The organism is Micromonospora sp. NPDC049274 (assembly GCF_040678875.1).
Lineage (GTDB): Bacteria > Actinomycetota > Actinomycetes > Mycobacteriales > Micromonosporaceae > Micromonospora.
This window is the reverse complement of the sequence record NZ_JBFAQS010000006.1, coordinates 258,560-284,092: the sequence shown is the minus strand read 5'-3', so window position 1 is coordinate 284,092 and position 25,533 is coordinate 258,560. Positions and strand designations below refer to the sequence as shown.

23 protein-coding genes and 1 tRNA gene are annotated in these 25,533 nt (G+C 69.9%); 13 read left to right on the top strand and 11 right to left on the bottom strand.

Features of this window, described 5'->3' with window-relative positions; all coding sequences use genetic code 11:
* Positions 1-4: 4 nt before the first annotated feature.
* On the top strand, positions 5-340 hold the full coding sequence (locus tag AB0K10_RS14385) for a hypothetical protein (RefSeq protein WP_363683378.1): 336 nt from the start codon (positions 5-7) through the stop codon (positions 338-340).
* A gap of 110 nt (positions 341-450) precedes the next feature.
* Here AB0K10_RS14385 and AB0K10_RS14380 read toward each other — a convergent pair whose 3' ends face one another.
* A complete protein-coding gene (locus AB0K10_RS14380) occupies positions 451-1,113 on the bottom strand; it encodes a hypothetical protein (RefSeq protein ID WP_363683376.1) in 663 nt (220 codons plus the stop codon).
* A gap of 221 nt (positions 1,114-1,334) precedes the next feature.
* Here AB0K10_RS14380 and AB0K10_RS14375 point away from each other — a divergent pair, with 221 nt between their 5' ends.
* The gene (locus tag AB0K10_RS14375) at positions 1,335-2,015 is read left to right on the top strand and encodes a copper resistance CopC family protein (RefSeq protein ID WP_363683374.1); all 681 of its coding nucleotides are present in this window, start codon (positions 1,335-1,337) and stop codon (positions 2,013-2,015) included.
* 172 nt (positions 2,016-2,187) lie between these two features.
* Here the strand turns inward: AB0K10_RS14375 and gltX are convergent, their stop codons facing one another.
* Genes gltX through AB0K10_RS14360 form a run of 3 tightly spaced genes read right to left on the bottom strand, consistent with a single transcriptional unit; the run spans position 2,188 to position 6,264 of the window.
* Positions 2,188-3,597 (bottom strand): glutamate--tRNA ligase, encoded by a 1,410-nt coding sequence (gene gltX, locus AB0K10_RS14370; RefSeq protein ID WP_363683372.1) that lies wholly within the window; start codon positions 3,595-3,597, stop codon positions 2,188-2,190.
* 43 nt (positions 3,598-3,640) lie between these two features.
* Positions 3,641-4,918 carry an MFS transporter gene (locus tag AB0K10_RS14365; RefSeq protein WP_363683370.1) on the bottom strand — a complete coding sequence of 426 codons (1,278 nt, stop codon included), beginning with the start codon at positions 4,916-4,918 and terminating at the stop codon, positions 3,641-3,643.
* On the bottom strand, positions 4,915-6,264 hold the full coding sequence (locus AB0K10_RS14360; RefSeq protein WP_363683368.1) for a GH1 family beta-glucosidase: 1,350 nt from the start codon (positions 6,262-6,264) through the stop codon (positions 4,915-4,917). The genes AB0K10_RS14365 and AB0K10_RS14360 overlap by 4 nt, the downstream gene beginning before the upstream one ends.
* A 188-nt stretch (positions 6,265-6,452) precedes the next feature.
* Between AB0K10_RS14360 and AB0K10_RS14355 the strand changes: the two genes are divergently transcribed.
* Positions 6,453-6,899 carry an SRPBCC family protein gene (locus AB0K10_RS14355; protein WP_363683366.1) on the top strand — a complete coding sequence of 149 codons (447 nt, stop codon included), beginning with the start codon at positions 6,453-6,455 and terminating at the stop codon, positions 6,897-6,899.
* A 184-nt stretch (positions 6,900-7,083) separates the two neighbouring features.
* Here AB0K10_RS14355 and aceE read toward each other — a convergent pair whose 3' ends face one another.
* Entirely contained in the window at positions 7,084-9,822 is a 2,739-nt protein-coding gene (gene aceE / locus AB0K10_RS14350; RefSeq protein ID WP_363683364.1) for a pyruvate dehydrogenase (acetyl-transferring), homodimeric type, read from the bottom strand.
* 185 nt (positions 9,823-10,007) lie between these two features.
* On the opposite strand from aceE, the gene AB0K10_RS14345 reads away from it, so the two are divergent.
* On the top strand, positions 10,008-10,412 hold the full coding sequence (locus AB0K10_RS14345; RefSeq protein ID WP_358102170.1) for a YjbQ family protein: 405 nt from the start codon (positions 10,008-10,010) through the stop codon (positions 10,410-10,412).
* A 122-nt stretch (positions 10,413-10,534) separates the two neighbouring features.
* Here the strand turns inward: AB0K10_RS14345 and AB0K10_RS14340 are convergent, their stop codons facing one another.
* Complete coding sequence (locus AB0K10_RS14340) at positions 10,535-12,184, bottom strand: alkaline phosphatase D family protein (protein ID WP_363683361.1); 1,650 nt, start codon at positions 12,182-12,184, stop codon at positions 10,535-10,537.
* A 315-nt stretch (positions 12,185-12,499) separates the two neighbouring features.
* Here AB0K10_RS14340 and AB0K10_RS14335 point away from each other — a divergent pair, with 315 nt between their 5' ends.
* The 6 genes from AB0K10_RS14335 to AB0K10_RS14310 all read left to right on the top strand — a co-directional run bounded on the left by AB0K10_RS14335 (position 12,500) and on the right by AB0K10_RS14310 (position 17,274).
* Positions 12,500-12,904, top strand: coding sequence for a MarR family winged helix-turn-helix transcriptional regulator (locus AB0K10_RS14335; protein WP_363683638.1), 405 nt, complete (start codon positions 12,500-12,502; stop codon positions 12,902-12,904).
* A gap of 51 nt (positions 12,905-12,955) precedes the next feature.
* Positions 12,956-15,367: a thiamine pyrophosphate-dependent enzyme gene (locus AB0K10_RS14330; protein WP_363683359.1), complete on the top strand. Its 2,412-nt coding sequence runs from the start codon at positions 12,956-12,958 to the stop codon at positions 15,365-15,367.
* 112 nt (positions 15,368-15,479) lie between these two features.
* Positions 15,480-15,917 carry a DUF3052 domain-containing protein gene (locus AB0K10_RS14325; protein WP_007463483.1) on the top strand — a complete coding sequence of 146 codons (438 nt, stop codon included), beginning with the start codon at positions 15,480-15,482 and terminating at the stop codon, positions 15,915-15,917.
* 89 nt (positions 15,918-16,006) lie between these two features.
* The gene (locus AB0K10_RS14320) at positions 16,007-16,474 is read left to right on the top strand and encodes a peroxiredoxin (RefSeq protein WP_363683357.1); all 468 of its coding nucleotides are present in this window, start codon (positions 16,007-16,009) and stop codon (positions 16,472-16,474) included.
* Positions 16,475-16,548: 74 nt separating this feature from the next.
* Positions 16,549-16,620: transfer RNA gene (locus tag AB0K10_RS14315), tRNA-Val, on the top strand.
* Positions 16,621-16,893: 273 nt separating this feature from the next.
* Positions 16,894-17,274 carry a hypothetical protein gene (locus tag AB0K10_RS14310; RefSeq protein ID WP_363683355.1) on the top strand — a complete coding sequence of 127 codons (381 nt, stop codon included), beginning with the start codon at positions 16,894-16,896 and terminating at the stop codon, positions 17,272-17,274.
* Between the two features lie 682 nt (positions 17,275-17,956).
* On the opposite strand, the gene AB0K10_RS14305 is transcribed toward AB0K10_RS14310, so the two are convergent.
* Positions 17,957-18,811, bottom strand: a complete 855-nt coding sequence (locus tag AB0K10_RS14305; RefSeq protein ID WP_363683353.1) for a hypothetical protein — start codon at positions 18,809-18,811, stop codon at positions 17,957-17,959.
* Positions 18,812-19,180: 369 nt separating this feature from the next.
* Here AB0K10_RS14305 and AB0K10_RS14300 point away from each other — a divergent pair, with 369 nt between their 5' ends.
* Positions 19,181-19,843 carry an HIRAN domain-containing protein gene (locus AB0K10_RS14300; RefSeq protein WP_363683351.1) on the top strand — a complete coding sequence of 221 codons (663 nt, stop codon included), beginning with the start codon at positions 19,181-19,183 and terminating at the stop codon, positions 19,841-19,843.
* Positions 19,844-19,998: 155 nt separating this feature from the next.
* Here the strand turns inward: AB0K10_RS14300 and AB0K10_RS14295 are convergent, their stop codons facing one another.
* Together AB0K10_RS14295 and AB0K10_RS14290 are read right to left on the bottom strand one after the other, a co-directional pair.
* Entirely contained in the window at positions 19,999-20,577 is a 579-nt protein-coding gene (locus tag AB0K10_RS14295) for an HD domain-containing protein (protein WP_363683349.1), read from the bottom strand.
* On the bottom strand, positions 20,574-21,701 hold the full coding sequence (locus tag AB0K10_RS14290; RefSeq protein ID WP_363683347.1) for a helix-turn-helix transcriptional regulator: 1,128 nt from the start codon (positions 21,699-21,701) through the stop codon (positions 20,574-20,576). Before AB0K10_RS14290 ends, AB0K10_RS14295 begins: the two co-directional genes overlap by 4 nt.
* A 581-nt stretch (positions 21,702-22,282) precedes the next feature.
* On the opposite strand from AB0K10_RS14290, the gene AB0K10_RS14285 reads away from it, so the two are divergent.
* Together AB0K10_RS14285 and AB0K10_RS14280 are read left to right on the top strand one after the other, a co-directional pair.
* Positions 22,283-22,501 carry a hypothetical protein gene (locus AB0K10_RS14285; protein WP_363683345.1) on the top strand — a complete coding sequence of 73 codons (219 nt, stop codon included), beginning with the start codon at positions 22,283-22,285 and terminating at the stop codon, positions 22,499-22,501.
* The gene (locus AB0K10_RS14280) at positions 22,498-22,671 is read left to right on the top strand and encodes a hypothetical protein (RefSeq protein ID WP_252416291.1); all 174 of its coding nucleotides are present in this window, start codon (positions 22,498-22,500) and stop codon (positions 22,669-22,671) included. Before AB0K10_RS14285 ends, AB0K10_RS14280 begins: the two co-directional genes overlap by 4 nt.
* Positions 22,672-22,682: 11 nt before the next feature.
* Here the strand turns inward: AB0K10_RS14280 and AB0K10_RS14275 are convergent, their stop codons facing one another.
* Entirely contained in the window at positions 22,683-24,128 is a 1,446-nt protein-coding gene (locus AB0K10_RS14275; protein WP_363683343.1) for an RICIN domain-containing protein, read from the bottom strand.
* Positions 24,129-24,494: 366 nt separating this feature from the next.
* Positions 24,495-25,367: a class I SAM-dependent methyltransferase gene (locus AB0K10_RS14270; RefSeq protein WP_363683341.1), complete on the bottom strand. Its 873-nt coding sequence runs from the start codon at positions 25,365-25,367 to the stop codon at positions 24,495-24,497.
* Positions 25,368-25,533 lie beyond the last annotated feature (166 nt).

Genomic DNA, 25,533 nt, shown 5'->3' with positions numbered 1-25,533 from the left:
GGGGATGGCGCACGGGGAGGCCGAGCACGGCTGCGCCCAGGGCGAGCCCTGCCGGCTGGGGCACCACGACCCGCAGGCGGCTGGCAAGCCCCGCCGGCCGGTCGGCGGGGCGCCGACGCACCCGGCGGAGTCGACAGGCGGCCGTGCCTCCGAACGGGGCGACGACGACGCGGCCGTGCCACGCCAGCGGGCCACCGAGCCGGTCCCGCCCGCCGAGCCGGACGACGTCACCGGCTGTCGCAGCGAGCTGCCCGGGTGGGCCGGGGCACATCGGCACGGCCCGGTGCGGCCGCGTCAGCGGGCCAGCCGCCGGGAACGCCCGCCGCGCCGCTGGTGCTGACCCGCGCCGGCTGGTGCTGACCCGCGCCGGCTGGTGCCAATCGCACGGCTGGTGCCGACCGCACGGCTGACGCTCACCGCACGACGGCTGGTCCGGCTGGCCGCCTGAGGTCAGCGCGTCCGGCGGCGGATCAGCAGGGCGATCCCGGCGAGACCGACAGTGATGGTCAGCATCACCGCGACGTTGAGCAGCAGCAGTCGCTGCAACTCGCCGAGCGCCTCGTCGATGTCCCGGGCAGGGTCCATCGTGTCCTCCGGGAGGACCCGCTCGCCGCCGCCCACGCCGCCGCTGACCGTGTCGAACTGCCGCTCCAGCGGCACTCCGGCGGTGCGCAGCGTCTCGGACATGCTGAGCCGGCCGAGGAACCAGCCGGCGCTGGTCTTGCGGCCGTCCGGCTGCTTGGCCGGCCGGTAGACGCGCGGCCCACCGGCAGCCTTGGGGTAGAGGTCGTACGTCTGCTTCGGCGTCTCGCCGGCGAGCACCACGACCGTGTACTTCGGACCGAGGCCGGCCGCCTTCGGCCCGGTCGGCATGCCGGTACGAGCGAAGAAGTTGACCTGGTCGACGACAGCCACCACGTGCGCGGGCTGGGTGTCCGACCGGAGCCGCAGCGGCTCGGTCAGCCCTTCGCCGGTGATGTCCACACCGGCGGGTGCCGGCTTGGGTGCCGGCTTCGGCGCCGCGCTGGCCGGGCCGGCGGCGCCGAGCGCCAGCACTGTCGCCGCCAGCGTGCCCGCCAGCACGGCGGCCCAGCGCCTCATCTGTCGGACCATCCCGCCTCCTCGCCCCGTTCGATGGATGGCTTCGTTGTGACGTCCGGGTCGGTCGGCCGGTGACGACACCGACCGGGCGGTCGGGCCCACTCTCACAGACTCCGCAGAACGTCGATGAATTGCAGCAAGTGGAACAGTATTTGGAACTATCTGCGATCTCTGCTCGACTAATGAGGAGCTGTTTTGATCAGCGGGCGGATCGTACCCTTACGGAGGGGTTCATGGGGGGCAGGGTTACACGATTGGCGCGGGTCGTGCCAGCGGTGCTCGGTGTGGCGTTCGGTGTGTCGTTGTTGGCCCCGGCGACACCGGCCGCCGCGCACAACTCGCTGACCGGCAGCAATCCGCGCGACGGTGCCCGGGTGGCCACCGCGCCCGCCCGGGTCGAGCTTCGGTTCCTGGCCAAGCCGGCCCCCGCTACGACGAAGATCACAATAACCGGGCCGGACAATGTGGTCGCCGGAGGGCGGCCGACCTTCGACGGCAGTCGGGTGCGCGTGCCGTTCACGCCCGGTGCGGCCGGGCTCTACATCGTCGGTTACCAGGTGGCCTCGGGTGACGGCCACCCGATCAAGGGCGAGGTCCGGTTCACCCTCACCACCGGCACCGCCGCCGACCCGTCCACCTCGCCGTCGGCCGGCGGTGTCGCTCCGACCGGCTCGCCCTCGGCCGGCGGCGCCGCTGCGACCGGCTCGCCTTCGGCCGAGCCTTCGGCAGTCGGCCCGTCCTCCGTCGGGCCGTCGTCGGCATCGGCGGGCAGCTCGACGGCGTCCGCCGTGCCAGTGGCCTCGGGGCGGTCCGACTCCGGCGGCCGCTGGTGGCTGTGGACGCTCGGCGGCCTGGTGCTGCTCGCCGCCCTCGCAGCCGGCCTGGTGGTCCGCCGCAGGAGCCGGGCGCACTGATCACCCGCACGGCGCGGGCCGGGCGTTGGCGGGATGTCCGCGTCCCCTTTGCTCTGCTTCAACGGAGGCAACACCCGGCGTCCGATATCCGGACACCGGGTGTTGCGTGGATTGAAGCAGAGCAAAGGCGGCGACGCACAGGTACGACGCCGGCCCGCCGCCGGTCGGACTGTCAGACCAGGCGCAGTCGGGCCGCACGCATACGGGTCAGGGTGCGCTCGCGACCGAGCACCTCCAGCGACTCGAACAGCGGAAGGCCGACGGTGCGGCCGGTGACCGCGACCCGGACGGGCGCCTGCGTCTTGCCCAGCTTGAGGCCGCGCTCGGCGCCGACCGCCTCCAACGTCGACTTCAGCGACTCGGCGTCCCAGGACTGAAGGGCCTCGAACGCCGTGATGGCGGCGTCCAGCAGGTCGGCCGAGCCGTCCTTCATCGTCTTGGTCCAGGCCGCCTCGTCGATCAGCGGCGAGGCCAGGAACAGGAAGTCGACGTTCGGCACGATCTCGCTGAGCACGGCGAGCCGGGTCTGGGCCAGCGGCGCGACGGCGGCGAACGCGTCGTCGTCGTACTCCTCGGGCTGCCACGGCGGCGGCACGATGGTGCCGGTGCCGGTCAGCCACGGCTGGCAGGCGTCGACGAACTCGGACACCGACAGCGCCCGAATGTACTCGCCGTTGAAGGCGCGCAGCTTCTTCTCGTCGAAGAACGCGGGGGAGGGGTTGACCTCCTCCAGGCGGAACTCGTCCTCGATGACCGACCACTCGACGATCTCCCGATCACCGGAGGGCGCCCAGCCGAGCAGCATCAGGTAGTTGCGCATCGCGCCGGCGAGGTAGCCCTCGTCGCGGTACGCCTCCAGGGCGACCTTGTCGCGGCGCTTCGAGAGCTTCTGCCGCTTCTCGTTGACCACCACCGGCACGTGCGCCCAGATCGGCGGCTTGACCCCGAGGGCGTCCCAGAGCAGCTGCTGCTTGGGCGTGTTGGGCAGGTGCTCCTCGGCCCGGATCACGTGGGTGATCCCCATGGTCATGTCGTCGACGACATTGGCGAGCAGGAAGACAGGTGAGCCGTCGCCGCGGGCGATGACGAAGTCCTCGATGAGCTTGTTCTCGAAGGTGGGCTCGCCGCGGATCAGGTCGACCACCACGGTGGAGCCCTCGTCGGGCGTGCGGAAGCGCAGCGCGTGCCCCGGCCCCGGCCCGAGGCCGAGGTCGCGGTGGTAGCCGTCGTAGCCCTGGTACTGCGAGCCGGTGCGGGCCTGGATGTCCTCGCGGGTGCAGTCGCAGTAGTAGGCGCGGCCGGACTCGTAGAGCCTGGTGGCGGCGGCCCGGTGCTCACCGGCGTTCGCCGACTGGAAGTACGGACCCTCGTAGCTGCCCCGGGAGATGCCGATCCAGTCCAGCGCGGAGAGGATGCCCTCGGTCCACTCGGGCTTGTTGCGCGCCGCGTCGGTGTCCTCGATGCGCAGCACGAACACCCCGCCCTGCTGCTTGGCGTAGATCCAGTTCTGCAGCGCCGAGCGGGCGCCGCCCACGTGGAACATGCCGGTCGGGGACGGGGCGAAGCGCACACGTACTGTCACGCCCCTCAGCCTACGGTGACCGTCGAGTGGATTCGCACACGCCCTAGGGGACCGAGCGGATCTTGACGACCAGGGCGCTGCCCACCAGGGTGACAACGGCGGTGACCGCGTAGAGCGTCGGGTAGCCGCCCAGGTGGACGACGAGCGGGGCGGAGAGCGCCGGGCCGAGCACCTGCGGCGCCGAGTTGGCAATGTTGATCACGCCGAGGTCCTTGGCACGGTCGGTGGCCCGGGGCAGCACCTGGGTGATCAGGGCGGCGTCCACCGAGAGGTAGACGCCGTAGCCGGCACCGAGCAGCAGGGCGGCGACGATCGCCATCGGCCAGACCGGCGCGACGGCGAGCAGCAGCGCCGCCACCGCCATGATCAGGCCGGAGACGATCACGTACACCTTGCGCCGCCCGGAGCGGTCCGACAGCCGGCCGGCGACCACTGCGGTCAGCATCATGCCGAGCGTGTAGAGCAGGATCAGCACCAGCAGGCCGCCCTCGGGGTCGGGGTGGCGCACCCCGTCGGTGAGGAAGTACAGCAGGTAGAGGGTGCCCAGCGCGTTGCCGAGCTGGACCAGGAACCGGGTGATCCACGCCCAAGCGAAGTCCGGGTGTTGGCGCGGGCTGATCCACATCGAGGCGAACAGCGCCCGCGCCCGCAGTGCCGGGCGGTGCGCGCGCGGCAGTCGATCGTCGGGGGTGAGCAGCGCGAACGGCAGCGACAGCGCCAGGATGACCACCGCCATGGCCACGTAGCCGGCGGCGTTGCCGGTGACGACGGCGGTGACCAGCACCGCGCCGAGCACCAGCCCGAGCGCCTGCGGGATGCCCACCCAGCCGGAGACCGCGCCGCGCTGCACCACCGGAACCCGGTCCGGGATGGCGGCGGTGAGGCTGGCCAGCATCGCGTTGAAGCAGACCTGGGCGGCGACCCAACCGACGGCGACCCCGAGGATGGTCCGCTGCTGGGCGAGCAGCACCAGCGCCGCCGCGCCGAGCACCGCACCGCCGGCGGTCCAGACGTGCCGACGGCCGAACTCCCGGCCGAGGATCCGCAGGCAGGTCCGGTCGGACAGCGCGCCCGCCAGGGGATTGGCGAGCACCGCGGCCAACGCGCCCAGGCCGGTGACCACGGCCAGCATGGTCTCCTTGTCGCCGGGCGCGATCCGCTCGATCTGCTGCGGCAGCAGCACCTGGATCGGGGTGAAGAACGCCATCCACACGCCGAGGTTGGCCGCGAAGACCAGACCGATCCAGCCGCGCCGCACCGGCACTGTCGGCTCGGCGAGTGCCGCCGGCAGCGACGCCGGCGTCGGGTCGAGGGTGGTCACCGCGCCGACCCGTCCCGCGAGGCCGCGAGCATGTCCCGCAGCCAGGTGTACGACGACTTCGGCGTACGCCGCTGGGTGAGGTAGTCGACGTGCACCAGACCGAAGCGTTTGGTGAACCCCTCGGCCCACTCCCAGTTGTCCAGCAGCGACCAGACGAAGTACCCGCGCACGTCCACCCCGTCGTCGATGGCGGCCCGGAGGGCCCGCAGGTGCCCGTCGAGGTACGCGATCCGGTCCGGGTCGGCCACCTGGCCGTGCGCGTCCGGCACGTCGTCGTACGCGCAGCCGCCCTCGGTGATCTCGATGGGCGGCAGGGCGTCGCCGTACGTGTCGCGGAGCCAGCCGAGCAGTTCGCGCAGCCCGTCGGGGGCGACCGGCCAGTCGAAGGCGGTACGCGGGTAGCCGTCCAGCGGCACCAGGTCGAACGGCAGCGGCGAGCCCTCCTCGGCGGCCCGTACGCCGGTGGGGTTGTAGTAGTTGACCCCGAGCACGTCGATGGGTGCGGCGATGGTCTCCAGGTCCCCGGCGTGGATGAGGCTCGCGTCGAGGCCGGGCAGCTCCGGGTAGCCGCGGCCGAGCAGCGGGTCGGTGAAGAGGCGGTTGTGCAGCGCCTCGTACGCGGCCCCGGCGGCCCGGTCGGCGTCGCTGTCGCCGACCACCCGCACCGGCGAGTAGTTGTTGGCGATCGCCACGGGGCTGCTAGTGCGGCTGCGCAGCGCGGCGACGGCGAGCCCGTGGCCGAGCAGTTGGTGGTGGGCCACTCCGAACGCGTCGAAGAGCAGCATCTGGCCGGGGGCGTGCGTACCGATGCCGTAGCCGAGGCTCATGTGGATGAACGGCTCGTTGAGGGTGATCCAGAGCTTGACCCGGTCGCCGAGGCGGGCGGCGGTCAGCTCGGCGTACTCGGCGAAGCGGGCGGCGGTGTCGCGGTTGAGCCAGCCACCCGCGTCCTCGAGGGGCTGGGGCAGGTCCCAGTGGTACAGGGTGGCCGCCGGGTCGATGCCGGCGGCCAGCAGCTCATCGACCAGCCGGTCGTAGAAGTCCAGGCCGGCGGCGTTGGCCGGGCCGCTGCCGCTGGGCTGCACCCGGGGCCAGGCGATGGAGAACCGGTACGCGTCGACACCCAGCCCGGCCAGCAGCGCCACGTCCTCGGAGTGCCGGTGGTAGTGGTCGCAGGCGACCTCGCCGCTGCTGCCGTCGCTGATCCGGCCGGGGGAGCGCGCGAAGGTGTCCCAGATGGACGGTCCGCGTCCGCCGGCCGTGACGGCGCCCTCGATCTGGTGGGCGGACGTGGAGACGCCCCAGCGGAAGCCGGCGGGGAACTCGGGCATCGGTGCGGTAGGCATGCGCCCTCCCGGTCAACGTGAAACGTGTTCGGGACTCTAGGGCGCTGTCGATGAATGCGCCATAGGCCGGGTTGGCGCAATCCGCAATGGTTGATCGGCGTGTCTTTTTCCCAACCCGTCCGTGTAAGTCCGATTTAGCGCATAGAGTGCCGATATCGTGGGATGTCCTCACTGGAGGAAAGACGGAAATGATCCTCGTGGAACGTAGTGCGCACGTGGTGGCGCCGGTGGAAGTGGTCTGGGACGTCGTACAGCGGGCCGAGCAGTTACCGGCCTGGCTGGCGGGGGTTCGCGCGGCCGAAGTGCTCTCTGGAGAGGGCTTCGGGCGACGGCAACTGGTCCAGGCGGGGCGCGGTTCGGCGCATGAGGCCGAGGTGATCGCCTATCAGGAGCCGACACTGATCGGCTGGCGAGAACGGGCCAAGGGTGCCGGTGCCCGTGCGGAGGCGCGCACCGAGATCTACGTCCAACTCACCGAGGACGAGGAGGAGGGCGGGACGATCGTGCGGCTCATCGTGGTCCGCTGGCCGGCCGGCCCGGTCAAGGCCGCCCTGCTGCGGCTGGGCCTGCGTCGGGTCGGCGCCGACCTGGAGGACTCGCTCGCCCGGCTCACCGACCTGGCCGCCGTCGGCTGACGAGCGCTCCGCTCCCGACGTCACCCGCCCCGGCGGTGGTCCGGGCCTCCGCCAGGGGCTCCGGAGCGCCGCCGCTCCCCTCTCACCCGCCGTCCGCCCGGTCGGTCGGGCCGGGGAGCGAGGGTGCGGGTGCACCAAAAAGGGCCCGGCGCGGGTGCGCCGGGCCCTTTCTCGATCGTGCGGGTCAGCTGTCGCCGCCGGTCTCACCGACCGGCGCGGCGTTGACGTCGTCGATCGCGTACTTCTTGGCGGCCTCGGCCGGCACGCTGGCCGGCACCGCGCCGCTGCGGGCGAGCTGCCGCAGCGTCGCCACCACGATCGACTCGGCGTCGACGTGGAAGTGGCGGCGCAGCGCGTGCCGGGTGTCCGACATCCCGAAGCCGTCGGTGCCCAGCGACGTGTAGTCACCGGGTACCCAGCGGGCGATCAGGTCCGGTACGGCGCGCATCCAGTCGCTGACCGCGACCTTCGGCCCGTCCGCGTCGGCCAGCTTCTGCGCGATGTACGGGACCTTGGCCTCGGCGCCCGGGTTGAGCAGGTTGTACTCCTCGGTCTCCACCGCGTCGCGACGCAGCTCGGTCCAGGAGGTCACCGACCAGACGTCGGCGGCCACCCCCCAGTCCTGGGCGAGCAGCTGCTGGGCCTTGAGCGCCCACTGCATGCCCGTGCCGGAGGCGAGGACGTTGGCCTTCGGGCCGTCGACCTGCGGTGCCGGGGAGTAGCGGTAGATGCCCTTGAGCAGGCCCTCCACGTCCACCCCGGTCGGCTCGGCCGGCTGGAGGATCGGCTCGTTGTAGACCGTCAGGTAGTAGAAGACGTTCTCCTGCGCGTCCCCGTACATGCGGTGCAGGCCGGCTTCCATGATGTGCGCGATCTCGAAGGAGAACGCCGGGTCGTACGCGACCACAGCCGGGTTGGTGGCGGCGATCAGCAGCGAGTGGCCGTCCTCGTGCTGCAGGCCCTCGCCGTTGAGCGTCGTCCGACCGGCGGTCGCGCCGAGCAGGAAGCCCCGCGCCATCTGGTCGGCAGCCGCCCACAGCCCGTCGGCGGTCCGCTGGAACCCGAACATCGAGTAGAAGATGTACATCGGGATCATCGGCTCGTCGTGGGTGGCGTACGCCGAGCCCGCGGCGGTGAACGAGGCGACCGAACCGGCCTCGTTGATGCCCTCGTGCAGGATCTGCCCGGTCGTCGACTCCTTGTACGACAGGAACAGCTCCCGGTCGACAGAGGTGTAGCGCTGCCCGTGCGGCGAGTAGATCTTCGCGGTCGGGAAGATCGAGTCGAGGCCGAAGGTGCGGGCCTCGTCCGGGATGATCGGCACCCAGCGCTTGCCGAACTCCTTGTCCTTCATGATGTCCTTGAGCAGGCGGACGAAGGCCATCGTGGTGGCCACCTTCTGCTTGCCCGAGCCGCGCTTGACGTCGGCGAACCGCTCCGGACCGGGGATGGTCAGCCGCTTGGTGCTGGTCCGCCGCGACGGCAGGTAGCCGCCGAGCTGCTCGCGGCGCTCCTTCAGGTACGCCAGCTCCTCGGACTTCTCGCCCGGGTGGTAGTACGGCGGCAGGTAGGGGTTGTCCTCCAGCGCCTTGTCCGGAATGTCCAGGTAGAGGCGGTCGCGGAAGGTCTTCAAGTCCTCCAGCGTCAGCTTCTTCATCTGGTGGGTCGCATTGCGGCCCTCGAAGTGCGAGCCGAGCGTCCAGCCCTTGATCGTCTTCGCCAGGATGACGGTCGGCTGACCGGTGTGCTCGGTGGCCGCCTTGTAGGCCGCGTAGAGCTTGCGGTAGTCGTGCCCACCCCGCTTGAGGTTCCAGATCTCGTCGTCGCTCAGCGGCTCGACCATCTTGCGGGTCCGGGCGTCCCGGCCGAAGAAGTGCTCCCGCACGTACGCGCCGGACTCCGCCTTGTAGGTCTGGTAGTCACCGTCGGTCGTGGTGTTCATGAGGTTGACCAGCGCGCCGTCGGTGTCCGCCGCGAGCAGCGGGTCCCACTCGCGGCCCCAGACGACCTTGATCACGTTCCAGCCGGCGCCCCGGAAGAACGACTCCAGCTCCTGCATGACCTTGCCGTTGCCCCGGACCGGGCCGTCCAGCCGCTGGAGGTTGCAGTTGATCACGAAGGTGAGGTTGTCCAGCTCCTCACGGGCGGCCACGCCGATGGCGCCCAGCGTCTCCGGCTCGTCCATCTCGCCGTCGCCGAGGAACGCCCACACGTGCTGCTGCGAGGTGTCCTTGATCCCGCGGTGCTGCAGGTACCTGTTGAACCGGGCCTGGTAGATCGCGTTCAGACCGCCGAGGCCCATCGAGACGGTGGGGAACTCCCAGAAGTCCGACATGAGCCGAGGGTGCGGGTACGACGGCAGCCCACCGCCCGGGTGCGACAGCTCCTGGCGGAACCCGTCGAGCTGGTGCTCGCTGAGCCGCCCCTCCAGGAACGCCCGCGCGTACATGCCCGGCGAGGCGTGACCCTGGTAGTAGATCTGGTCGCCACCGCCCGGGTGGTTCTTGCCCCGGAAGAAGTGGTTGAAGCCCACCTCGTAGAGCGACGCCGAGCTGGCGAAGGTGGAGATGTGCCCGCCGACGCCGATCTCCGGGCGCTGCGCCCGGTGCACAAGCATCGCGGCGTTCCACCGGACGTACGCCCGGATGCGCCGCTCGACGTGCTCGTCACCCGGGAACCAGGGTTCCTGCTCCGGGGGGATGGTGTTGATGTAGTCGGTGGTGGTCAGGGGCGGAACCCCGACCTGGCGCTCGCGGGCCCGCTCCAGCAGGCGCAGCATGACGTAGCGGGCGCGTTTGGCGCCGCGCTCGTCGATGACACCGTCAAGCGACTCGACCCATTCGCTTGTCTCTTCAGGGTCGATGTCCGGAAGCTGGCTCGGTAGGCCGTCGCTGATCACCGGGCGCTTGCGTTCCGTAGCCACAGGCGTTCCCTCGGTTGTGTGTGGGATAGGTCTCTAGCGCCATCCTGCCCCCTGGTGGCACCCGTCGTCACGTCTAGGTCCCCCGGACGCGATGCTGAACACAGGTACCCGCCGGTAACTTAGTGCGACTGCCCTTATTTCCCCACGTGCCGGGGCTCCCGGGCCGCTGCGGCAGAATGCGACGTATGCGCAGTGACGTGATAACCGTCCAGACCGGGTCCCGGCCGGCCGTCCGGGACATCACCGCCGAGGCCCAGAGCTTCGTCTCCGGCGAGGGAGACGGCCTGCTGCACGTCTTCGTGCCGCACGCCACCGCCGGGCTGGCGATCATCGAGACCGGCTCGGGCTCCGACGACGACCTGCTCACCGCCCTCGACGCGCTGCTGCCCACCGACAGCCGCTGGCGGCACCGGCACGGCTCGCCCGGCCACGGCCGCGATCACGTGCTGCCGGCCTTCGTCCCGCCGTACGCGACGCTGCCGGTGCTCGACGGACGGCTGGCGCTGGGCACCTGGCAGTCCATCTGCCTGGTCGACACCAACGGCGACAACCCCACCCGCCAGGTCCGCTTCTCCTTCCTCCCCGCCTGACCGCTGCCTGGGCGGGTGTCCCGCCCCAAGATCCGCGCAACATCCCCGAAAGTGCTGCCTCAGCGCGTGCCGAGGCAGCACTTTCCCTGATGTTGCGCGGATCTTGAGGCGTTCGGCGGAGGTTACGGGCGGACGGTTTCCTGCTGGACGGTCTGCTGGCCCGGGTCCGCGGAGGGCGCAGCGCTGCGGGCCGCCGACGGGACCGGGTTGTCCGCCGTCTGGTGCAGGCCGGGCACGCGGTCCTCGATCACGAACGACGCCCGGGTGTACGCGGGAGCGTCCGGCCGACTGACGTACGGCAGCACGTCGAAGTCGGCGCTGAGCTGCCCCGGGGTGATCGTGGTCCGCACGTACCCCCGCAGGTTGTTCTGGAAGCGCAGGTGCGGATTGAACGCGAACCACGGGTGCGAGCCGGACGCCGAGTCCGCGCCGTCGCCTGTCGAGGTGATCGAGGAGCAGACCAGCTCGGTGCCGACGGTGCGCGAGGTGGGGTCGGCGTAGTCCAGCTTGAGGTCGCTGGCCCAGTGCGCGTGCACGTCGCCGGTCAGCACCACCGGGTTGCGGACCCCCGCGGCGAGCCAGCCTCGGGTGATCCGGTCCCGGGAGGCCACGTAGCCGTCCCAGGCGTCCATGCTGGTGACGGTCAGCGGGCCGGCGTTGTTGTCCCGCTGGGCGAAGAAGACCTGCTGGCCCAGGATGTCCCACCGCGCGTCGGAGCGGCGGAAGCCGTCCAGCAGCCACGCCTCCTGCTCCGCGCCGGTGATCGAGCGGGCCGGATCGGAAGCTGCCGCGCAGTTCTGGTAGCCGTCGCCACAGGCCTGGTCGTCGCGGTACTGCCGGGTGTCGAGCATGTGGAACGTGGCCAGCCGCCCCCAGCGCACCCGCCGGTAGAGCTGCATGTCGATGCCACGCGGAATCGAGGTCCGCCGCAACGGCATGTTCTCGTAGTACGCCTGGAACGCCGCCGCCCGCCGCGCGGGGAACTCCGGATCGGGTGCCTCCGGCACCTCGTCGGCCCAGTTGTTCTCCACCTCGTGGTCGTCGAACACCACCACCCAGGGCGCCACCGCGTGCGCCGCCTGAAGGTCGGCGTCGGTCTTGTACTGGGCGTGCCGCTGCCGGTAGTTGGCAAGCGTCCGGGTCTCCGGCCCCTCGTGGTCACGCGGGTTGCCGCCCGGCACGGTGTACGTGTCCGGGGCGTACTCGTACTGGTAGTCGCCCAGGTGCAGGATCAGCTCCGGCTCCGTCTCGGCCAACCGGCGGTAGGCGGTGAAGTAGCCGTGCTCGAATTGCGAGCAGGACGCGAAGCCCATCGCCAGAGCGGCGGGCATGCTCGACGGCGCGGGAGCGGTGCGGGTGCGCCCGACCGGCGAGATGTGCCGCTCAGCGCGGAACCTGTAGAAGTACTCCCGGCCCGGCAGGAGGCCGGCCAGTTCCACGTGGATGCTGTGCGCCGAGCGGGCACGGGCGACCGCGACGCCACGACGAACCACGTGCCGGAACCGCTCGTCGGCGGCCAACTCCCAGTGCACCGGCACGTCGCGGTCCGACATGCCGCCGAGGCCGTCCTCCGCGAGCGGCTGCGGCGCCAGGCGGGTCCACAGCACGAAGCCGTCGTCGTCGGGGTCCCCGGATGCCACACCGAGGGTGAACGGGTAGGCCAGCGGCCGTCGGGCGACAGCCGCGCCGGCCGCCACCGGCAGCCCGGTGACCGCGCCGGCGGCGCCGAGGGCGGCGCCGGACAGCAGGATGGTACGTCGGGACAGCGACACGAAATCCTCCCCAGGTTCCGATTTTTCGTGACCTGGGGAGCCTCGCGAGCGTTGGTGGCCGGGAGGTGACGACGAGGGCCCCGGCTCGTCGCCGGCAGTGGAACACCACTCATCATGATCGATGCGGGCCGGTGGTCAGCCCTCGTCTCCGGTCGGGCCGTTTCGTGGGCCGCCCACTCGCCCGGTGACCGAACCTGGTCGCTGAGCTGGTCGGCCCGGTTGCTGCGTACGATTGTGGCCGTGGCGCAGGAGGTCGGTTCCGGAGCAGATGGACCTGTCGGCCGTGCTGACCTGGCCGCCGACGTGGTGCGCCGGATGGCCCACGTGACCGCCGTGCTGCGGCACCGGCAGGATTCCGCGTTCGCCGAGCTGGGTCTCACGCCGGCGGCCGCGCGGGCGCTGCACGAGCTGGACCCGGACCGCCCGTCGCCGGCCCGCGACCTGGCCGAGCGGTTGGGTTGCGACAGGTCGAACGTGACGGCGCTCGTCGACAAGCTGGAGCAGGCCGGGCTGGTCGAGCGCCGCACCGACCCGGCCGACCGCCGGCAGAAGACGTTGGTCGTGACCGGTCCGGGTCGGGACGTACGGGCCGGGGTGGCCGAGGTGATGTCCGACTCCCGACTCCTGGCCGGTCTGACCGACGAGCAGCTGCGCACCCTTCGTGACCTGGTGTGGAAGGTGTCCGACGACGGCCGCCCGGAGCAGTGCGACGGACGGTGAGTCGGCGCGCCGCTGCCGTGTCCCACTGGGCGACCAGGGCTTGCGTCGGTAATGCTGTCCGACGTGACCACGCCGCAGGATCTCGACGACCGCTTCCGGGAGACGTTGGCGGCACTCCCCGCCGCGCAGCGGCGGCGTGACCCCGCCGACCCGGTCACCGACGACGCCCCGCTGACCGGCGCCGAGCTGCTGGACCTGTTCGACGCGCAGGTGACAAGCCGGCAGCTCGACCTGGCCGGCCGCTGGCTGCGCAGCTTCGGGGAGGGCTTCTACACGATCGGCTCGGCCGGGCACGAGGGCAACGCGGTGGTCGCCGCCGCGCTGCGCCCCACCGATCCGGCGCTGCTGCACTATCGCTCCGGGGCCTTCTACTGCGTACGCGCCGCCCAGGTGGCAGCCGACCCGGCGTCCGCCGTCGACGCCGCCGAGCCGGAGTCGGCCGCCGAACCCGAGCCGGCCGGGTCCGCGCCACCCGCCGGGGGATTCGCGGCGTACGCGCAGGCGGCCCGGGACGTGCTGCGCGGAATGGTCGCCTCCAGCGAGGAGCCGATCGCCGGTGGCCGGCACAAGGTGTTCGGCCGAGCCGACCTGGCGATCGTGCCGACCACCTCCACCATCGCGTCGCACCTGCCCCGCGCGGTCGGGATGGGGCTGGCCGTGGAGCGGCTGCGCAGGCTGGACACCGTCGGGCGGCGTGCCGGGGTCGGGGTGCGGGTCGGCAGCGGGGCCGGCGCTGTGCACGCCCCCTGGCCGCCGGACGCCATAGTGGTCTGCTCGTTCGGCGACGCCTCGGTCAACCACGCCAGCGCCACCGCAGCCTTCAACACCGCCGGCTGGTACGACCACGCCGGGCTGCGCATCCCGGTGCTCTTCGTCTGCGAGGACAACGGACTGGGCATCAGCGTCCGCTCGCCGGAGGGCTGGGTCGAGGCGACCCTGCGCGCCAAGCCGGGCATCCGCTACCTCAGCGCCGACGGAGCCGACCCGGTGCGGGCGTACGAGGTGGCGCGGGAGGCCGCCGACTGGGTACGCCGGCACCGGCGGCCCGCCGTGCTGCACCTGCGCACGGTCCGGCTGATGGGTCACGCCGGCGCGGACGCGGAGTCGGCGTACCGCAGCCCCGCAGAGCTGGCCGAGGACCTCCAGGCCGATCCGGTGGCCGCCACCGCCCGGCTGCTCGTGGAGGCCGGCGTGGCGACTGTCGACGAGCTGCTGGCCCGGTACGACGAGACCGGCTGGCAGATCCGCCGGCTCGCCGAGGAGGTGCTGGGCGAGCCGAAGCTGGCCTCCGCGGCCGACGTGGTGTCGGCGCTGGCACCCCGCCGCCCGGTGCGGGTGGCGCGGGCGGTGGCCGACGCGGCGGCACGGGCCAGCGGGGCGGGCTCGGCGGCGCGGGAGGAGTCGTTCGGGGGCAAGCCGCCGGAGCTGGCCGGCCCGCTCACACTGGCGCAGAGCATCAACGCGGCGCTCGCCGACGGGCTGCTCGACCACCCCCAGATGGCCGTCTTCGGCGAGGACGTGGCAGCCAAGGGCGGCGTGTACGGGGTGACGAAGGGCCTGCGGGACCGGTTCGGGGCGGCACGGGTCTTCGACACCCTGCTCGACGAGACGTCGGTGCTCGGGCTGGGCCTCGGCGCCGGGCTGGCCGGGATGCTGCCGGTGCCGGAGATCCAGTACCTGGCGTACCTGCACAACGCCGAGGACCAACTGCGTGGCGAGGCCGCCACCATGCAGTTCTTCTCGCGGGGCGCCTTCCGCAACCCGATGGTCGTCCGGGTGCCCGGGTTGGCGTACCAGGAGGGGTTCGGGGGGCACTTCCACAACGACAATTCGGTGGCCGTACTCCGGGATGTGCCCGGTCTGGTGGTCGCGGTGCCGGCGCGGCCGGACGACGCCGCGCCCATGCTGCGGACCTGTCTGGCGAGCGCCGCGGTGGACGGCAGCGTGGTCGTGTTCCTGGAGCCGATCGCGCTCTACCACACCCGCGACCTGTACACGGAGGGTGACGGGGAGTGGCTGGCCGGCTACCCGGAGCCCGGCTCGTGGGTGGCCGGGCACGTGCCGATCGGGCGCGCGCGGGTCTACCGCGTCGGCTCGTCCGACGACCTGACCATCATCACCTTCGGTAACGGGGTGCGGATGTCGCTGCGGGCCGCAGCCGTCCTCGCCGAGGAGGGGGTCGGCACCCGCGTCGTGGACCTGCGCTGGCTGGCGCCCCTGCCGGTGGCCGACATCATCCGGGAGTCCTCGGCCACCGGCCGGGTGCTGGTGGTGGACGAGACACGCCGGTCGGGCGGGGTCGGCGAGGGTGTGATCGCCGCGCTCGTCGACGCCGGATATGTCGGCGCCGCGCGGCGGGTGGCCGGAGTTGACTCGTTTGTACCATTAGGTCCGGCAGCACGTCACGTTCTGGTCTCCCCGGAGGCCATTACCGACGGTGCCCGTACGCTGCTGGCACGGTAAATTCCGTTGCACCCGGTGCGCCACTTGCGCGCAGAGGCACAACTGTGTGGACTTTGCCTGACGGCGTCGGTCCGACGCCGCGAGCAGGGACGAGATGAGGAGGCACGCGACAGTGAGCGCGACCGCTGGTCAGGCCGCCGACGGGGTACGCAGCCTGGCGGACCGGTTCGGCATCGAACCGGGGATGGTCGTCATGGAGATGGGGTACGACGATGACGTCGACCAGGATCTCCGGGACGCCCTGACCGACCGCTGTGGAGATCTGGTCGACGAGGACACCGACGAGGTGGTCGACGCCGTGCTGGTGTGGTACCGCGACGGCGACGGTGACCTCTTCGAGCTTCTCGTCGACGCCCTCGGCCCGCTGGCCGACAACGGCGTCGTGTGGCTGCTCACCCCGAAGGCGGGGCGTGACGGGCACGTCGAGCCGAGTGAGGTCGCGGAGTCCGCGCCCACCGCCGGCCTCCAGCAGACCTCGACCGTCAACGCCGGCCGGGACTGGAGCGGCGCCCGCCTGGTGCTGCGCCGTGGAGCCAAGGCCAAGAAGTAGCCCAATCCGTTCCCCTCGCGCCCCGGCGGTCGACGCCGCCGGGTGTGGCAGGCTGGCGTCGTCCCCCGACTCGACCCCGAGGAGTTCGCATGCCCATCGCGGTTGGCGCCGAGGCGCCGGACTTCGTGCTGAAGGACCAGAACAACCAGGAGGTCCGGTTGTCGGACTTCCGCGGCCGGCGCACCGTGCTGCTGGTCTTCTACCCGCTCGCCTTCACCGGCACCTGCCAGGGTGAGCTGAGCGAGGTGCGGGACAACCTCGACGAGTACGTGAATGACGACGTCCAGGTGCTCACCGTCAGCGTCGACTCGGCCTACAGCCACAAGATCTGGGCCGAACGCGAGGGCTACCAGTTCCCGATGCTCGCCGACTTCTGGCCGCACGGCGGCGTCGCCCAGGCGTACGGGGTCTTCAACGACGTGGCCGGCTTCGCCAACCGGGGCACCTTCGTCATCGACAAGGCCGGCGTGGTCCGCTTCGCCGAGATGAACGGCCCCGGCGAGGCCCGCGACCAGCAGGGCTGGCGCAAGGCGATCGCCGACGCGGCCGCCGGATAGGGGTACGCGTGCGGCCGGGTCGGCGGCGAACAGGTAGGCTTGCCAGCCACCGGCCCGCCGCACACGGGCGATCCGGGCGCGTAGCTCAGTGGGAGAGCACCCGCCTTACAAGCGGGGGGTCGCAGGTTCGAAACCTGCCGCGCCCACCCTTCACCAACAGCGGAAACCGTCCTGCGGAGATCAGTTCCCGGGGCGGTGACAGCAGGGAGTCCCTGGCGTGAGCGCTCCCGTGGTGCAGCCACGCAACCACCCGAGTAAAGCCAGCGGCCGGACTGCCGGCGATGCCTGGTCTCGGATGATGTTTGACGCAACGGCGTCGGACGATCCTTGACGCCAGGTCGTGATCGATTTGGTCTACTGCCTATGGCCGGTGGTAGGGCTGGTCACCCGCGTGAGGCGGAAGGGCTAGCGTGTTTCGTGTGCCTGAGGAACCCGACGAATATTTTCTGATGCACGAGGAGTCGGTGTTGGCCAGTCTGGTCGAGCTGTCCGGCGTCGAGATTCTGTGGTGCGACGACTTCTACGATGGAGCGATCGACGGGATGGCCCGGTGGGATGGGCGGGAGTTCTGGTTTGCGGGGGTCCATCCACTGGACCATCGCCCCCGGCGCTATGTCCTGCATGAGATCGGGGTCGTGGGCGTCGAGGCGGCCTCAGCGCTGCACCGTCAGCTGGGCGCATACGCTGAGGCATCCCGCCACGGACGCTTGGACTCGACACAGAAGAGAGCGTGGGGCCAGGTGTGGGCGAGCCGGCCGGATTATCGCGGTGCCCCGGCTGTTGGGTGGTTCACCGCCTAGCCTCAGCCTCAAGGTTCAGCCAGTGGTGCTGATGCGGTGGTGCGGTTCAGGTCGGTTGTGCTGCGTCGGGGGACGGCTTTGATCGGAGTGTCGGCGTCGTAGACGGTGACGGTGCTCGTCCAAGGCAATGGCGGCAAGCTTGCGGGCATGCACGACGCCGACCTGGATGCGTTGCCCGGCGACTTGGATGCTGCCGTTGACCGACACGACCCGCTCGACGGTGGGCGTGGTCCGGTGGTGGGATCGGGAAGACGGGTCGGGAGTCGCGGATGCGGCCGCAGGGGGTGGGCGGCAAGGGGCAGCGCAGGGTGCGGCGCAGCTGCCTGGTCTCGTCGATGACGTGCAGGAGGGTGCCATCGAGGCGGACCCGCACCCGTTGACCGGCTAGTGGCGTGCCGACGCTGATCTGCCGGCCAGCGATGCTGATCCCGCCGCAGACGTTGACGACCCGGTCGACCTCGACGGCGCTGGTCTGCTGTTCGACCTGAGGTAGTGGGGGCGGTCCGGCGGGAGTGCCGCCGTCGGCCAGGAGCCGGGCGAGGTCGCGTTGGGACAGCCGGGCGAGCCGAGCAGACCACCACCCGGCCCCCCAGCGTCCGCACGTGCGTCCAGGTCCGCTTGACGTGGCGGACCGGGCGGCGGCCCGCTCCCCAGGAGGGCGGGGCGGCAGACGGGATGGCGGCTACTTGAAGATGGCGATCGGGTGCACAAGAACGTCAGGGTGCGTGAACGACAAGTCATCATCCTCAAACGCGACATTAAGGTGAACCGCCGCCTCCTGCATGTGCTTCATCGCGTCGGTCACTGTTGTCACTTCAAGCGGCACAGGCGGGGCATCCTTCAATAGTCGAACGAGCGATTCGTTTTCGTCTGGTTTGAGAATCGAACGAACCTGGGCAATTATTTGATAGCGCTCCTCTATGTTGCCGAGCCCGGATACCAAATATTCAGATGAAAGCCTGGCCACAATTCGGGGCTTTCCCAGGCTGTTGGGTCTCAAGTAGACTGCGACAGACCGATTGCCCTCGCCGTCAGATATCCAACCCTCCATCATCCGGGATTGGCGCTTCATCTCCGTGACTTCCTGAGGCTTTAAGCCGAAGGCTTGAGGGTTCTGAAGGAATGAAGAAAAGGCTGTGACCAGCTTGAACAGTGGGCTCACCCGGACGTCGGCCGTGAAATGCAGAGTTTCCCCAACGCTGATTTCATCGCGCACCTCCATGTCCCAATCGTCGAAGATCCCTAGCGCGCCCTCTTCCCCGAGTCGCAGGAACCATGACTCGAATGCGGAGAACCTCGTACGAGTCTTGACGAGTTCCTCCTGGACGCTCCCCTGCCTCTTCTTTGCGCCGCCAACCCGGGTGCCTTTGAATCCAATTCCTCCGTCTATCGACCCCTCGGAGGCCTCGGTGGTCTTTTCCAGGATCTCATCGACTTGCCCGGCCTCGAAGGCCGAAAGAGAATTAAGGATAGTGTCGTGATTCAAGTACACAAATTCGCGATGAAGGTTTTTCTTTGGCTTTTGGTACTTCCCCATGCATTCTCACAATCATCGTGGAGGCCATTTCGTTCGCCTATTGCAAATCGGCTGCGAGGTGGACGAGCGTCAACAGCACGTGGCCCATGGTAGCGAGGCCATGCAAGGATGCCGAAGCCTCAAGCTCGTGGCGCGGCAAGACCGTGTCGTGCCCGTTGCGCCATCTCCGGTCATTACGCGAGACCGACCAAGCCTCCGGCCAACGATGCCACGACCGAATCACCGTGTCGCAGGGCACTTTCCAAACTGATTCCCAAGCTGAGACTATGCATCGCCCGACTATCGGTGGGGTGGTGCGTGACCGTCGGGTATCCGACGCGGCAGAGGACTCGGGTAGAGGGCAGGGGCATCGACTGACAGTGTGTGCCGATGGGCTTCATCGACAAACTGCTTCGGAAGACCGTCCGGCCGAACGAGGGGAGCCAGGAAACCCCGCAGCGAGCAACGTCGGTCGATGCCGTACCGAGCCAGCTGGGAGAGCGCGACGGCCTACCGGACAAGTGGTATGTGCCGCAGGATGGCGACTCTGATCGATTCATCGGAGCGAACGGTTTACCGACGCTGCGTCTGATTCCGTACCGGGACACGGGCGGCGAGCACATCTTGAGGCTCTGCGAGGACGATACTGGCCTTCTCGTCGGGCCGACAGATCGCCGACTTTTCCGTGCAGGCATCTACGTTTCCCAGCTTCGCGGCGAGGCTCACCACCAGGCCGAGTGTCGGGCTGGCGACTTCTATCCCGGCGAGCCGGTGCAGCTCGTTCGCGAGCCGGAAAACCCCTACGATCGAAACGCGGTGGCAGTGTACGACGCTACGGGGAAGCACATGGCAGCGTACGTCAACAAGCAGAAGGCGCGAACGCTGGCGAAGCTGATTGACTCCGATGCCGAAATCGGGGCCATCTCAATCCGGGGTACCCGTTCCGGCTTCGCATGCGATCAGGTCGCCATCCTGGCAGCGAGTCCCGGGGTGCTGCGGCACGTGCTGAGTCCTCGTCCGGCAGGCGCGCCCCATCCCGCGCACGAGCGGTGACCGACAACCAGGCTGAGTGACTTGATGGGTGACGACCCCGCAGCACCCAATGCTGACCATCTATGCGAGGCGTAACAGCAGTTTAGAAGCCAAGTCGTCCGCTTTGATCGACTACGTCCCCGCCGTTGATCAATACAACGTCAAGTGTTGAACGCTTACTCCTGCGGCGGGGGAGTGAGCCAGGCCAGGGGTTGTCCGCTGAGTGCGGCGTCGGCAAGGCGGTGGGCGCTGGCGGTCTTCAAGGCGGCTCGTGAACTGTCGATCCAGCGCTGCACGTTGTCGATGCCTTGGTGACGGTACTCGACGGCTTGGACGAGGCATTCCAGCTTGTCAGCATCACGAGCGACGACCGCCTCCATTGTCTCGCCAGCTTCATATTCGGCGACCGCGGCGGTGATGACGTCGGCGACGGCCGGTGGGCAGGCGGCGACCTGGTCGGCGGTGACGGCGGTGTTGGGTACGGCGGTGAGGTAGCGCTTGGCGATGTGTGGGATGTCGGTGATTCGGGTTTCCTGAGTGTCGTGCAGGGTGCAGAGCATCGACACTCGGGCTGGGTCGGCACCCTCCATGGCGGCGAGCATCATCCCGATGAGCGTCGTTCGGAAGGAGTGCTCGGCTATGGACTCGGGTTGCTTGACGCCGGCGAACCACCAGCCGGTCCGGGCGGCGCGCTTGAGGACGCCGGCTTCGAAGATGAAGTTCATCGCTCCGGCGGCGTCGTGATCGTCGGTCATCTGCCCGTCCCTGTGCCGGTGTGTCCGTCCGCCCGCAGGCTGTAGACGATTGAGGTTAGTTCCTGCCGCGACTGCGCGGAGAGCCGGCCACTGTCCAGGAGGGGGACACTGCGGTCGAGGAGCGCCCGAGTCGCGGCGGGGTTGTCGAGAGCTAGACCGCGTCGTGCGGCCAGCAGAGCCCAGATGTTGTGGATGTTGAGGTCGACGAAGGGGTGCCCTGGTTCGAGGCGATGGACCAGGTGCCGAAGGAGAATTGAGCCATGCCAGTCAGCGAGCGCGTCGGGCATGAAGGAGTCGTCGCGGTGGCGGTACGGGATCTCGCCCACCCAGTAGGCCGAGTAGTTGAGGGCTGCTCGCTCGCAGGCGTCGTCGGGGTGTGCGCGAGCGATGAAGTCTCGTAACGGTTCCGGGTCGCCTTGGTTGGCGAGGGACGTGACGACGGAGCGGGCGTCGGGCCACAGCGGTGACCAGGTGTGAAAGGTGGTCGTGCGGTGTGCCCGGGCGGTGGTCTGGGTGAGCCAACCTGCTGCTGCCTTGGTGGGGTCCATGCCGGCGAGGAAGCAGGCTTGCCGGTGCAGCAGCACGTTCCTGTGCCGTCCGGCTGCGGCGCGTTCGGCGAGTACGTGAAGGTGAGCGAAGAACGTGCGTTGCTCGTCGACGGGCAGGGTCGGCCCGGAGGCGACTGGACCCCGCCGGGGATGGGCGACGGGTAGCCCTCTGGCGAAGGTCGGTGTCTGCCCGAGGACGGCCCAGAGGATCAAGTCGGTCAGACGGTGGGTGAGTACGGACCAGCCCAGCGGCTGTTCGGCGATGTCGCAGCGGCCCACCTGTTCGGTGAGGACGGCGGCGAGGATCAGATCCGCCTCGGCGGCGTCGTCAAGTGCTGCGAGCAGGAGTGTGTTCGCGCCGAGCCGTCCGAGCCGGCGTCGGACGGCGATCGCCTGCCCGAGCGGTACCGCGGTGAATGGTCGGCGTCCGGATTCCCAGCTCTGCACGGTCACGCGATCGACGTCCAGGTCGACGGCGAGCTGCTCCTGGGTGAGCGGGATGGACTCCCGGATCAGCTTGAACAGGTAACCGGTCACCTGGCCACGATGTGGCGCTGATCGTCCGCGACCTGTCATCCGTCATCCCTACGTTGACCCGTGGTCGACGTTCCGCCGTGAAACCGATGCTGCGGCAGCTCATCCGGCCTGCTCACTCGTACTGCGGGTGAGTCCAACCGCCGTCGTCGTGATCGTAGCGTCGCAGTTACCGAACGTTCCAGATCCGGCCCCGTCGTTTCGAGGTCGGCCATGGAGTGCTGCTCGGTGGAGGGAGCCAGTGATGCGGGCCAGGACACCACCATCGCGACGCGTTACCTACGACCAGTACCTGATCGCCGTCGCGATGACCCTGGCGCGGCGACACCGCCCGGTTTGGTCGTGGCGGAAGTGGAGCTGGATCTGCCGCTGTGGGGCGGAGCTGCCCTGTCGCAGCCGACACCGCGTCCCGATCAATCGGGGGCACTGGCCCGCCGAGGAGGAACAGTGAGCAACGAGGCCGAGCGGCAAATCCTGGCCGTACCTCTGCCCGGGAAAGGCAGCCTTTGCACCGGTTGTCGGGCGTGGTGGTCGCGGCTCACGCCGTACCCATGCCGGTGGGTGGAGTGGGCGACCAGCCGGCAGGCGCGGTCGATGACGGCGGCGCTGCTCGGAGGCCGTGCATGACCATGCACGGCCCGGTGCTGCCGATCTGGAGCTGCGCCGGCTGCCATGCGCCCTGGCCCTGCCGCACGCGCCAGCGCGAGCTACGCGCCGAGTTTGACGACGCTCCGATCTCCCTGGCTCTCTACCTAGGTGCCCAGCTGGTGCGGGCCTCCGAGGACCTGACCTGGGTGCCGGCGGATGCGCTGCACAGACGCTTCCTCGGCTGGCTTCGGTGAGCATCCTGCGGCCGGGCGACGAGAAGTTCCACTACAGCGACGGCTCGCACAAGTGGATCCCACCGAACCCGGACTACGACCAGGAGGTCTGGGACGAACAGGTCCGCCAGCACAAGCACGGCCACCTCAGGAACGAGCGCCCGAAGGTCCGCATCCAGCGCCTCGTCTGACGGCAGCGAGGTCAGGACTGGGTGCGGGTCCACTGCTGGTTGGTGCCGGTTCCGCAGGTGTACTGGGTGATGTCGGTGCCGTCTGCGGTGCCGCTGCTCACCACGTCCAGGCATTTGCCGCTGTGTCGGGCGCGCAGCTGGTAGTAGTCGCCGGTGGCGACCCACTGCCACTGCTGGTTGGTGCCCCCGCCGCAGGTGTACTGGACGACGTTTGCGTTGTTGGCGGTGGAGGCGTTGGCGACGTCGAGGCATTTGCCGCTGTTCTGGTTGACGATCCGGAAGTAGCCGCTCCCGGCGTCGCGGAACTCCCACTTCTGGTTCGCACCGCCGTTCCAGGACCATTGTCTGACTTCGGCGTTGTCGGTGACGGCCCTGTCCAGCACGTCGACCACCTTGCCGCTGTTGCGGTTGGTGATGCGGTAGGAGGACGACGCCTCTCCGGTGACGGTGCCCGTGGCGGCGTCGATGGTGATGGTGGGATACCAGGTCAGGCTCATGGTCGTGGCCGAGGGGAAGGCGATCGGCAACCACACGTACTGGGAATCGTTTGCCGGCCCGCCCCATGCGCCGGCCCAGCGGTCGCCGAGGTAGAGGTAGCTCGTCGTCGACGTGCCCTGGATGGGGAGCACGAAGGCCGACTGGGAGCGGAAGGTGGTCGAGTCGGCGACGTTCGTCATGCCGGTCCACGGACCGGAGATGCTGGACGCCGTGGCGTACCTGGCCTGGTTCGGGCTCCAACCGGTCAGGCCGGAGGTGAGCAGGAAGTAGGTGCTACCGCGCTTGAACAGCGCCGGTGCCTCACGGTTGCCGTCGTTCCAGAAGTTGCCGACAAGCGTGGCCACGGTCAGGTAGTCGGCGGTGAGGCGGTAGATGAGCAGGTCGCGGTTCTCGTCCCCGGCGGAGATCATGTAGGCCGTACCGCCGTCGTTGTAGAGCGTGATGTCTCGCGACATGTTGCCCAGCGGCCGGAAGCTGCCGTGGTAGGTGTAGGTGCCGTCCACGGTGGCCGAGGAGGCGACGGCGGCCCTGGCCTCGCCGTAGTCGCTGCCGTTCTCCTTGTGCATCCACATCACGTACCGGCCGGTGCTGGCGTTGTAGATGACCTTCGGCCGCTCGATGTTTGCCGATTGCAGCTCCGCCGCCGACGCCTGGGTCAGCACGTTGTTGCGGAACTCCCAGTCGCGCAGGTTTGTGGAGCGGTAGACGGAGACGGCCCGGAACGTGTTGTTGGCGTTGCGGTTCTCACCGAACCAGTAGTAGTAGTCGCCGACCTTGAGCACCCCACCGCCGTGTGCGTGCAGCACGTTGCCGCTGGTGTCGGTGAACTGCGTGCCGTTGGGGATCGTGACCGGCGCCGCCTGGGCCGGCGCGGCAGCCAAGGTGGTGACCGCCACGATCGCCGTTCCGACCAGGCTGAGCGCTGCCACCAGGGATAGCAGCCGTCTGTTGCGTCGCACTACGTTCGTCCTTCCATGGGCGGGCAGCGCCATCCATCCATCCATGAATGTACATCTATTGCGGTCGACCTCAAGGTGGTGGGTGAGCAGCACCCGGTCCGGTGGCCGGCGGTCACCGTCGAGCAGGCGGGAGACCATGAGTTCGGCAGGTTTGGATCTCTTGGACCTGGCGGCGGACACCGCCCGAGTCGGCGGCCCGCCGTTGACCACGCCCGCTAGCCTTCGCGGCTATGGGCGCAATCAAACCGTGGCACCTCGTACTCCTCAGCATCTGTTGTCTGCTGCCGACGGTGGTGGCGGTCGCGGGTGGTGTCTGGGCCGTACGCCGAAAGCGCACCCGGCGCTGAGGCCGTAGCCCCGCCAGAGTCAGGCGCGATCCGCGACCATCACCCGGCTGTGGGCGAGTGACGTGGCACGGCGGACCGGTAGGGCGAGTGCCCGCGCCGTGTCGAGCAGGTCGTGGTCGCCGGTGACGGTGAAGCCGTGGCGGGCGAGCAGGGTGGCCATGGCGTCGGGTGTCCAGGTCGAGCGCCATGGCTCCTTCGCCCAGACGCTCCGCCGGCCGGTGGACGCCATCAGCAGCCGTGCGACGAGCCGGCCCAGCGTCAGAGATATCCCGGGCAGTTGGAAGTTGACGATGAGACGGCTGTGCGGCGCCGAGCAGGCGGCGATCGCGGCGACCGTCGTAGACACCTCGGCCCTGGTCAGATACGGCACGACGCCTTCCCAGATCCACGTCGTCGGCTCGCTGGGGTGATGCCCGGCGGCTGCCAGCGCCTCGGCGAGCCGGTCGCGGCCGAAGTCCACCGCGACGAACGTCGGTCCGGTGCCGGGCAGACCCTCGGCGCGTTCCCGCTTGTCGCGTTGGCTGCTCGGCTGGTCGACCTCGAAGACCGTCGCACCGGCGAGCTCCGGCATCCGCCAGGCGCGACCGTCCAGCCCGGCTCCAAGGATCACCACCTGCGGGGTCGGGTGCGCCCGTACGGCGTCGTCGATCGCGACCGTGCGGGGCACGATCATCTCGGCGTTGGCCCGCACCGTCTCGTAGTCGACCCGTTGCCGCCACGGCTGGGGAACAGCAGCGCCGCGTACCCACTCGACGGCCTCGCGCTCGTCGGCGCGGAGCAGGCGCACGGCCGTCGGGTCCGCGAAACGGCCGGGAGCGACCAGGCCGTCCGCCGCCGCGCGGCCCTGGCAGACAAGCACCGCCGTACGGCTCGGCTGTGGGGTTCTCGGCACTTGTGTCGCTCCGTCCTCGCTCGGCGTCGGCTCTGCGTGCCGACGGTACCGTCACGCACGGCCGGCCGGTCGGATCAGCTTCCGGATAGCGCGCCGCGGTGCGACTGCCGGCCCGCAGGACGCGCAGCAGCGCGTCGGCGGCCGAGCCGGTGTCCGGCTGGGCGGC